We start from the raw sequence: 10,011 nt of genomic DNA, 5'->3' as shown, positions 1-10,011 counted from the left end.
GATCTTATCGACGTTGAATACATGGCTTACATGCTTAAGTACGACTCAACTCACGGTCGTTTCAACGGCACTGTTGAAGTAGTTGACGGTAACCTAGTAGTTAACGGTAACACTGTACGTGTAACTGCTGAACGTAACCCAGAAGATCTTAAGTGGGATGCAATCAACGTTGACGTTGTTGCTGAAGCTACTGGTCTTTTCCTTACTGACGAAACTGCTCGTAAACACATCACAGCTGGCGCTAAGAAAGTAGTTCTTACTGGCCCTTCTGGTGACGTTCCAATGTTCGTTATGGGCGTTAACGCTGCAGATTACGCTGGTCAAGATATCGTTTCTAACGCTTCTTGTACTACTAACTGTCTTGCACCTATCGCTAAAGTACTTAACGACAAGTGGGGCATTGAATCTGGTCTTATGACTACAGTTCACGCAACTACAGCAACTCAAAAAACTGTAGATGGTCCTTCTGCGAAAGACTGGCGTGGTGGCCGTGGTGCTTCTCAAAACATCATTCCATCTTCAACTGGTGCAGCTAAAGCAGTAGGTAAAGTAATTCCTGAGCTTAACGGCCTTCTAACTGGTATGGCTTTCCGCGTACCAACTGCAAACGTTTCTGTTGTTGACCTTACAGTTAACCTAAAAACTGCTGCAACTTACGAAGAAATCTGTGCTGAAATGAAACGCGCTTCTGAAAATGAATTTGCTGGCGTTTTAGGCTACACAGAAGAAGCTGTTGTTTCTCAAGACTTCATCGGCGAAACACAAACTTCAGTATTTGATGCTGCAGCTGGTGTTGCTCTAACTGACAAATTCGTTAAGCTTGTATCTTGGTACGACAACGAAATCGGTTACTCAAACAAAGTTCTTGACCTAATCGCTCACGTTTCTAAGTAAGCATTAGTTTAGACTTTCTTTGAAAGCTAACTTGAAAGGTTTTATTATCTTTTAAGTATAAAAGGCGACTTAATTGTCGCCTTTTTTGTATCTGTTATTTGATATATTCTCTTTTTAGTATTTATTCAATTGTTTGTATAAATCACAATTGAATAAATATTACCTTTCTAGGAGATAGACATGGATTTAACTCGATTATCAACGATTAGTGCCCTTTCTGATAGTGTCACAATTGAACAATTAGACGATGTAAAAATCGTCAGAGTGCGTCACAGTAAAGCTGAAGCGGCAATCTCACTTCATGGTGGTCATGTGTTATCTTTTAAGCCAACACAAGGTGAAGAGCTTATCTGGATGAGCAAAGACGCTATCTTCCACCCAGACAAAGCCATTCGTGGCGGTGTGCCTGTATGTTGGCCTTGGTTTGGACGTATAGAAAACCCAGCTCATGGGTTTGCTCGTAACAGCCAGTGGAAATTAATTGAACATAAAGAAAATGAAAACGGTGTAATGATTTCTCTAGGCTTGTCGGCTTCAGAAGAAACAAAAGCAATCTGGGCTTTTGAGTTTGAAGCACGATTAAATATAACTGTCGGCGATGAGCTAACCATTACGCTTGATGCAAAAAATACAGATAACAAGCCTTGGAACTGCTCTGGTGCGTTACATACCTATCTAAACATCTCTGATATCCATACGTCTGTCATCACCGGAATGGGAGATCGTTACATTGATGGTCTATTAAATGGAACAACCTGTACTGGTGGTCATGAGCTTAAGATCAATGAAGCCGTAGATCGTGTTTACACAGAATCAGAGTCAACATTAGCTATTAGCGATAACCTTCGTACAATTACAGTAACTAATGAGGGTAATAATGCCGCGGTTATCTGGAACCCATGGGCAGAAGGAGCAGAAAGCATGGGCGACATGAATAATGATGGATATTTAACAATGGTCTGCATTGAATCGACTTATCATGCAACAAGTTTAGAAACAGCAAAAACAATTCAACCAAATGAATCATTTACATTAAGTACGATTATTCGCGCTTAAATTGAACCAATAAAAAAGCGGAGATAAAATTAATTATCTCCGCTTTTTTTCATTCTAAGCACACTGTTATTATCTTTCCCAGTATGACTCTTCTAAACTGTCCTCGCGTTCAGGTAACCCACGAGATAAGCGTGGTGAATGCTGAGCCAAAACCTCAAAGCTTACTCGGTTTGAGTATTTACATACTTGAGATAATGAAGAGTACGTTAAGTAAGAATGTTGATGCTTACTTGAATTCGGTACATTATTACGATGGTAATGATTTGCAGCCATATCATGCAACAATGCAGACAAAGCACCATCACCCGCGCCATTCGTATTTTTGATTTTCTCAGGACCACCCATGTACGGTGAAATATGAGAATATACTTTTGTCGGCTGATCACAACTTGCTTTAACTGCTGGACGACTGAATTCATATTGATTAAATTCAGCGATTGTTCCGGGAAGTAATGGCAACGATGTTTCACGTTTCGCAGATTCTTCTGTGTAACCTGCCATGTACAGTCCAACAGGACCCGCAGTACATAAAACAAGATCAACCCACTCAAGGGCTTTATCTGCCGCTTCTAATGGGTCAGAAGCACCCGTTAATGCTTCACCTTCTTCTTCATTCATTGCCACAACAGACACATGATCACTTAGGAAGTCACGCCAATATTGAGGATCATCTTGAACAACAAATTTGGTCCCCATGGTTAGGACAACAGGCACATCATATTTCTTCGCGTACTCAATGGCTTTCATGGTTGCTTCAGGCATTGGATCACCCTCTTTACAACGAACAAGATAAGCCGTTAATACTAATGCAGACGCATTTTTAAAGATCTTTTCAGGGATACTATCAGCACGAAGTTGATTCATATCCCCTTCACTAATTGCAAACGTACGCTCGCCATCTTGACTAATTAAAGCAAAACAACGGCCTATTGCACCAGGTACAGGCTGAAGATAATTCAAATCCATACGGCTTGAAGTATTACAAAGGTAACGATAAGAATAACTACCAATATGGATATCTTCACTCATAACACCAAGCAATGTTGATTTATCATCAGCAAGCACTGAATAGTTATGAAGTGTATTACCAATCGTGCCACCAGCGTATTCGTTGGTGATCATATTGTTATCTTTAAGCTCATTATAAAGCATTTCCGCTTTATCATTATCGATAACCAGTGAGTGCCCTTTACTCAAGCCATACTTTTCAATAAAAGCATCATCAATTCTAGCTTCAATATCCACTAAGGTTTGATCAATACCAATAATGTGCGTACGCGACATTTTTTTGGTTTCTTGAGCTTGACTCACTAATGGATCACGAGCGTGAACAGGAAAATAATGCTTGGATTTACGTTGACCTGGAAACTTCATAAAATAATCATTCAACTGGCTAAGGGAATAAGTGCGGAAGTTTAGCCCTTGCTTAACGCCCTCGCAATACCTCATATAGCAACCTTTCAAAGGCAAACGTTTGCTATTCGTAATTATTTAAGTCGCTAGCGTTCATCTCTATATTCATGGTAATTTAGAGCGTATTTTTTGAAGGTAACTACCATGACAACTGAACTACTTAGCTACGATGACATTATTGAAGTCGCTTACGATATTTTCCTAGAGATAGCTCAAGATAACCTTGAACCTGCTGATGTTGCTCTTTTCACTCTACAATTTGATGACCGCGGTGCGGCTGAAGTCGTTGATACTCGTGACGACTGGGCTGAGCATGTTGGCTTTGAAGTAGATGGCGAAGTATACGCAGAAGTTCTAATTGGCTTAGTAAACGAAGAATCTGATGTATTGGACGATGTATTTGCTCGTATGTTAGTAAGCCGCGATCCTGAACATAAATTCTGTCACATGCTATGGAAACGTGATTAATTAATAATCACTCTATATTATCGACAATATAAAGGGGCTATTTGCTCCTTTTTTATTGAGTTTCGTATTATCTACCCCCATTATTTCTTTATGCTCACAAACTACTTAATGTAGAAAATCATAAAGGAATAACATGTCGCAATTTCAATCTCGATGCCCTTCTTGCCAAGGCATAAACCGTCTTCCTATCGAACGTATTAACGACAAACCTACTTGTGGTCGCTGTAAGGAACTCTTACTAGATGGAAAACCATTAGAAGGCACTAGTGAAAACTTATCCGCATTATTAGACAGCGAACAACCTATTGTTATCGATTTTTGGGCACCTTGGTGTAATCCGTGTGTCGGCTTCTCACCTGTCTTTGAAGACGTTGCCGCTGAACGTAATGGCCAAGTTCGTTGTGTTAAAGTAAATACAGAAGCTCAACAACAAATTGCAGCACAATATCAAATTCGTTCAATTCCAACGATCATGGTTTTCAAAAATGGAGAACGTGTAGATATGATCAATGGTGCATTGCCAAAAGGTCAATTTGATCAATGGTTAAACCAAGCACTACTTAAATAGTCAGTCACAACCCTGTCAAAAGATCAAAAAAAGCCCCTTTACTGGATAACCAATAAAGGGGCTTACATTTCTATTTATCTATCTATTTATCAAATACACATTAATTTGAAAAACAGATTAACCGATAAACTCAACACCATTCATGTACTTACGCAGTACTTCAGGAATTGCAATTTTGCCATCCGCTTGTTGGAAGTTCTCTAGAATCGCAACCATTGTACGACCTACAGCAAGACCAGAACCGTTTAGTGTATGAACCAATTCTGGTTTCTTCTCACCTTGACGACGGAAACGCGCTTGCATACGACGCGCTTGGAAATCCCACATGTTTGAACAAGAAGAAATCTCACGGTACGTTTCTTGTGCTGGAACCCATACTTCTAAATCGTATGTTTTACGAGAACCGAAGCCCATATCACCAGTACAAAGAATCACTTTACGGTAAGGAAGTTCAAGAAGTTGAAGTACTTTCTCAGCATGACCTGTTAGTTCTTCAAGAGCAGCCATTGAATCTTCTGGTTTCGTGATTTGAACTAATTCAACTTTGTCGAATTGGTGCATACGAATAAGACCACGAGTATCACGACCGTAAGATCCTGCTTCAGAACGGAAACACGGTGTATGTGCCGTCATTTTCAATGGAAGATCAGCTTCTTCAGTAATTGTATCACGTACCATGTTTGTTACTGGCACTTCCGCTGTAGGGATAAGAGATAGCATCTTAAGAGGAACATCACTTACTTGCTCTGTTAGCGGGCTTGTATGGAATAAGTCTTCACCAAACTTAGGCAATTGACCAGTACCATATAGGCTGTCGTGGTTAACTAAGTAAGGTACATACATTTCCATGTAGCCGTGTTCTTCAGTATGAAGATCAAGCATGAATTGCGATAAAGCACGGTGTAAACGCGCAAACTGACCTTTCATAACGATGAAACGAGAGCCTGAGATTTTAACTGCACTTGCGAAATCAAGGCCATCCGCAAGCTCACCAAGAGCAACGTGATCTTTCACTTCAAAGTCGTACGTTAGCGGTGTACCCCAACGTAATACTTCTACGTTTTCATCTTCATCTTTACCATATGGTACTGACTCATCAGGAAGGTTTGGTACTGACAAAGCGATGCTTTCAATTTGTTGTTGAAGCTCAGCAAGTCCTGCTTTTGCATCATCTAGTTCTGAACCTAGTGTTGCAACATCAGCCATCATGCGATCTGCTTCTTCATGATCGCCCTTCGCTTTTGCTTGACCAATGGACTTCGAACGGGAATTACGCTGCGCTTGAAGATCTTCAGTGATAACTTGAAGGGATTTACGTTGTTCTTCAAGGGTGCGAAGTGTCTCTACGTCTAGCTTAAAGCCACGACGTGCCAGTTTCTCTGCTGTTTCATCCAGCTCTGTACGAAGTAATTTTGAATCAAGCATTTGTAATCCTATGCCTTATTGGTCATTGTGCGTTCAAAGTAAACAGAACCCACTTAAAAATAAAATTTTGTGCAATTTTCAGTTCAAAATTGCGATTTGAATAAGATACCGAAAATGCCCTTTTATTGGTAGCGTTTTAAGGGACTGTTTTGATCTAATTGGGCTAAATACTCTAGCTTTTCACTAATTTTGGTTTCTAGACCACGTTTTGTTGGAAAGTAGTACTTACGATCCTGCATTTCTGGAGGGAAATAGTTCTCACCAGAAGCGTATGCATTAGGTTCATCATGCGCATAACGATAATCTGCACCATAACCCATGTCTTTCATTAATGAGGTTGGCGCGTTACGTAGGTGATTAGGCACATCATAATCTGGCGAGTTAATCGCATCCATTTGTGCTTGTTTCCATGCGGTATAAACTGCATTACTTTTTGGTGCACACGCTAAATAGACGACCGCTTGTGCTATCGCTCTTTCGCCTTCTGCAGGACCAAGTCGAGTAAAACAATCCCATGCATTCAAAGCCACTTCCATTGCTCGTGGATCAGCGTTACCAATGTCTTCTGATGCAATCGCTAATAATCGACGTACTACATACAGAGGATCTCCCCCTGCTGCCATAATTCGTGCAGCCCAATACAAAGCAGCATCCGGATTTGAACCACGAATCGATTTATGAACCGCTGAGATTAAGTCATACCACATATCACCTTTATTATCGAAACGTGCCAGTTTTTCACCGGCAACTTCCGCTAATAAAGGTAAATCCACCACTTTTTTACCTTCGTGGTTTTCTTCTGCCATATCATGCAACAACTCTAAATAATTTAGAGACATGCGTGCGTCACCAGACACTAAATCAGCTAATTGCAATTTTACGTCATCAGGAAGAACAAAATTATCGTCATTTAAGCCGCGATTTTTATCGGTCAATGCTTGATCGATAACCTGTACAATATCTTGTTTTTCTAATGATTTTAATTTGTATACCCGAGCTCTAGATAACAATGCATTGTTTAGCTCAAAAGACGGGTTTTCCGTTGTCGCACCAATAAACGTGATTGTCCCATTTTCGATATGAGGCAGAAACGCATCTTGCTGACTTTTATTAAAGCGATGAACTTCATCCACAAATAAAATCGTTCTACGGCCTGTCGTTTGATTTTCTTTGGCTTTATCAATCGCCGCTCGAATATCTTTTACGCCAGACGTCACAGCAGAAACACGCTCAACTTCTGCATTTGCATAATTTGCAGCAACTTCCGCTAACGTTGTTTTACCGGTACCCGGAGGACCCCATAAAATCATTGAATGTATTTGGCCAGCTTCAAGCGCACGACGTAGTGGTTTACCCACCGCTAATAAATGCTGTTGACCAATATATTGCTCAATATTTTGAGGGCGCATTCTAGCAGCAAGGGGACGAAAATCGTCCCCTGCTGAAAAATCTAAACTGAAATTACTCACGTTTATCCTTTTATTCTAAACATGACTTCGCATTAAGTAAGATCTTAACGCTGATCATCAATATCTACACCATCAGGGACAGTGAACATAAAATTAGATTGGGCTGGTTTTTTCGCTTCAAACGTTGTGAAATTAAAATCGCTACGCTGCCCATCTTGCTCTACAACTGAAAACCCCGTTACTTTACCTGACGGTTGAATACGAACGATGAATTCACTTTTTATAGCAGAGTCTGACTTTGGTGAAACCGTAAATGCATCACCGTTTTGAGCTACTGAGTAATTATCCCAATCAGACGCTTTATTGCGTGTTAATAAAACAAAAGGAGTTTGAGTTGTCGCTTGATCTAATCCCATAAGCGTCACTTGTTCTACAAATGGATTGTAGTACCACAATGTTTTGCCATCGGTCACTAATAGGTTTTCATCCGGTGTTTGAGTATGCCAGCGGAACAAGTTAGGACGCAAAATTTTCACATCCCCTTCGCCTTGCATCAATACATCCCCTTCAGGGCTCAACACTTTTTGTGTAAATGACGCTTCAAAACCTTTATTTTGATTCAAACGATCCGTTAATTCACCTTGTGGAGAAGCAAAAGCAACAGAACTTAAAAAACACAATGATAATAAAATTTTCTTCACTATAAATAATCTCAATTTAAACAAGACAATTAATCGCCCAAACCTACAGGAGGCGGTGCAATCACTTCACGGTTACCATTATGGCCCGGAGTACTTACTATCCCGTGCGCTTCTAGTTGCTCAACAATACGAGCAGCACGGTTATAACCAATTCTAAACTGCCGTTGGACACCAGAAACAGAACCACGTCGAGAAGTGGTTACAAATTCAACCACTTGATCAAACAGTTGATCAAGCTCTTCTTCACTGTCCGATTTTTCACCCGGCAACAACGATTCTGCGCCTTGTTCACTTTTAGTAATAGCTTCAACATAATTTGGTCGACCACGAGCTTTCCAATCGTTAACAACCGCATGTACATCATCATCAGAGGCAAACGCACCATGTACACGAACCGTATGGTTAGAACCTGGCGCTAAGTAAAGCATGTCACCCATGCCAAGTAATGACTCTGCACCACCTTGGTCAAGAATGGTTCTTGAATCGACTTTCGTTGAAACCGTAAAAGCAACACGTGTTGGAATGTTTGCTTTAATCAATCCAGTAATAACATCAACGGAAGGACGCTGCGTTGCCAGAATTAAGTGAATACCTGCCGCACGCGCCTTTTGAGCTAATCGAGCAATCAGTTCTTCTACTTTTTTACCCACAACCATCATCAAATCGGCAAACTCATCAACGATAACAATAATAGAAGGCAATTTTTCTAACAACGGCGGTGTCTCATGCATACTGTCACCCGGTTTCCATAATGGATCATGGATAGGATGTCCTGCTGCTGCTGCCATTTTTAATTTATCATTAAAGCCTTGTAGGTTACGAACCCCTAATGCAGACATTAATTTATAACGACGTTCCATCTCACCAACACACCAACGTAATGCATTACCGGCATCTTTCATGTCAGTAACAACTTCCGTCAATAAGTGTGGGATACCTTCATAGATAGAAAGTTCCAACATTTTTGGATCGATCATGATAAAACGCACATCTTCTGGTGTGGCTTTATAAAGCACACTCAAGATCATGACGTTTACACCGACTGATTTACCAGAACCCGTTGTACCAGCAACCAAGACGTGAGGCATTTTAGCTAAGTCAGCAATAACCGCTTCACCGGCAATATCAAGCCCCATCACTACCGTGGTTGGTGATTTTGCATTTTGAAATATTTCACTGCCAACAACATCAGAGAAAAAGACGGTTTGACGATTAAAGTTCGGTAACTCAAGGCCCACATAAGGTTTACCCGGAATAACTTCAACCACACGAACGGCCATTGCCGATAAAGAACGCGCCAAATCCGTTGCTAGACCTGAAATTCGGCTTACCTTAACACCCGGAGCTAAATCCAATTCAAAACGTGTAATCACAGGACCAGGGAAAATGTCCACCACACGAGCTTTAATTTTATAATCGGCTAATTTCGCTTCTACCAAACGAGCGGTATGCTCTAATGATTCACGAGATTCCATTTCCGCACGTGTATCTGGCGAAAATAATAAATCTAAGGTTGGCATCGGTGCCGTTGGCTTCGGTAGGTTTGGTTCTGAATTTACCAAGAATGGATTCTGCAATGCCGCTTGCGTTGCTTTTTCTTTTGCAACTAACGCTTGGAATGCGGCGATATCTGCATCAGAGTGCGTTGGCTCATTCTCAATAATAATTTCTTCTACTTCGACTACCTCTTCAATTTCATCTTTTTCGATGGCATTAAATACAGGTAATTCTTCAGTTACTTCCTCAATCTCATCGTCTTCATGTGCAGAGAAATGAATGTCTTCGATATTGTCTTCATTATGCGATGTTATAAACGCAGAACTAACATCATCAATTTCTTCAGCAGTCACCTCATTAAAAGGTTCATTTACACTATAATCAGGCGCTGGCTCTTCAGGAATAGAAGAAAAAGGCACCGATTCAACAATGCTCGAGTCTTCAGCTGGGAAATGAGGCAGCTCTTCATCTACTGACAAGATATCGTCATTATTGATACTGATGTCTTCATTACCAGCGACCATTACGCTAGGGATAGACGCCTCTGCTGTTTTCACAAACGTTTTTTCCGCATCCATAT

At 40.7% G+C, this 10,011-nt stretch carries 8 protein-coding genes and 1 pseudogene; 4 read left to right on the top strand and 5 right to left on the bottom strand.

All coding sequences use genetic code 11. From position 1 onward, the window contains the following. Nucleotides 1-894 (top strand): type I glyceraldehyde-3-phosphate dehydrogenase (gene gap / locus AACV33_RS05075; RefSeq protein ID WP_182699961.1); only part of this gene is annotated, 894 nt, incomplete at its 5' end. A 180-nt stretch (nucleotides 895-1,074) separates the two neighbouring features. Further along, on the top strand, nucleotides 1,075-1,950 hold the full coding sequence (locus AACV33_RS05070; protein WP_182699960.1) for a D-hexose-6-phosphate mutarotase: 876 nt from the start codon (nucleotides 1,075-1,077) through the stop codon (nucleotides 1,948-1,950). A 69-nt stretch (nucleotides 1,951-2,019) separates the two neighbouring features. On the opposite strand, the gene AACV33_RS05065 is transcribed toward AACV33_RS05070, so the two are convergent. Beyond that, on the bottom strand, nucleotides 2,020-3,324 hold the full coding sequence (locus AACV33_RS05065; RefSeq protein WP_017022020.1) for an inosine/guanosine kinase: 1,305 nt from the start codon (nucleotides 3,322-3,324) through the stop codon (nucleotides 2,020-2,022). 183 nt (nucleotides 3,325-3,507) lie between these two features. On the opposite strand from AACV33_RS05065, the gene AACV33_RS05060 reads away from it, so the two are divergent. Continuing rightward, the gene (locus AACV33_RS05060; protein ID WP_182699959.1) at nucleotides 3,508-3,831 is read left to right on the top strand and encodes an HI1450 family dsDNA-mimic protein; all 324 of its coding nucleotides are present in this window, start codon (nucleotides 3,508-3,510) and stop codon (nucleotides 3,829-3,831) included. 133 nt (nucleotides 3,832-3,964) lie between these two features. Further along, complete coding sequence (gene trxC, locus AACV33_RS05055) at nucleotides 3,965-4,399, top strand: thioredoxin TrxC (RefSeq protein ID WP_012550420.1); 435 nt, start codon at nucleotides 3,965-3,967, stop codon at nucleotides 4,397-4,399. A 117-nt stretch (nucleotides 4,400-4,516) separates the two neighbouring features. Here the strand turns inward: trxC and serS are convergent, their stop codons facing one another. From serS to AACV33_RS21535, 4 genes and pseudogenes are all read right to left on the bottom strand, one after another. Continuing rightward, complete coding sequence (gene serS / locus AACV33_RS05050; RefSeq protein ID WP_182699958.1) at nucleotides 4,517-5,824, bottom strand: serine--tRNA ligase; 1,308 nt, start codon at nucleotides 5,822-5,824, stop codon at nucleotides 4,517-4,519. Between the two features lie 122 nt (nucleotides 5,825-5,946). Beyond that, nucleotides 5,947-7,299, bottom strand: a complete 1,353-nt coding sequence (locus AACV33_RS05045; protein ID WP_277814507.1) for a replication-associated recombination protein A — start codon at nucleotides 7,297-7,299, stop codon at nucleotides 5,947-5,949. Nucleotides 7,300-7,337: 38 nt separating this feature from the next. Beyond that, nucleotides 7,338-7,934 carry an outer membrane lipoprotein chaperone LolA gene (gene lolA / locus AACV33_RS05040; protein WP_012550417.1) on the bottom strand — a complete coding sequence of 199 codons (597 nt, stop codon included), beginning with the start codon at nucleotides 7,932-7,934 and terminating at the stop codon, nucleotides 7,338-7,340. A 29-nt stretch (nucleotides 7,935-7,963) separates the two neighbouring features. Beyond that, a pseudogene (locus tag AACV33_RS21535) lies at nucleotides 7,964-9,526 on the bottom strand (DNA translocase FtsK); the annotation flags it as partial. Between the last annotated feature and the right edge of the window lie 485 nt (nucleotides 9,527-10,011).

Origin of the sequence: Aliivibrio sp. SR45-2 (genome assembly GCF_963890165.1) — a bacterium.
GTDB classification, from domain to species: domain Bacteria; phylum Pseudomonadota; class Gammaproteobacteria; order Enterobacterales; family Vibrionaceae; genus Aliivibrio; species Aliivibrio salmonicida.
The sequence above is the reverse complement of the archived record's forward strand: the minus strand, read 5'-3'. Positions and strand labels throughout refer to the sequence as shown.

Excerpts from the sequence above, each read along its gene's own strand:
- AACV33_RS05070 (WP_182699960.1), top strand. The coding sequence starts at position 1,075 with ATGGATTTAACTCGATTATCAACGATTAGTGCCCTTTCTGATAGTGTC.
- AACV33_RS05065 (WP_017022020.1), bottom strand. The coding sequence starts at position 3,324 with ATGAAGTTTCCAGGTCAACGTAAATCCAAGCATTATTTTCCTGTTCAC.
- AACV33_RS05060 (WP_182699959.1), top strand. The coding sequence starts at position 3,508 with ATGACAACTGAACTACTTAGCTACGATGACATTATTGAAGTCGCTTAC.
- trxC (WP_012550420.1), top strand. The coding sequence starts at position 3,965 with ATGTCGCAATTTCAATCTCGATGCCCTTCTTGCCAAGGCATAAACCGT.
- serS (WP_182699958.1), bottom strand. The coding sequence starts at position 5,824 with ATGCTTGATTCAAAATTACTTCGTACAGAGCTGGATGAAACAGCAGAG.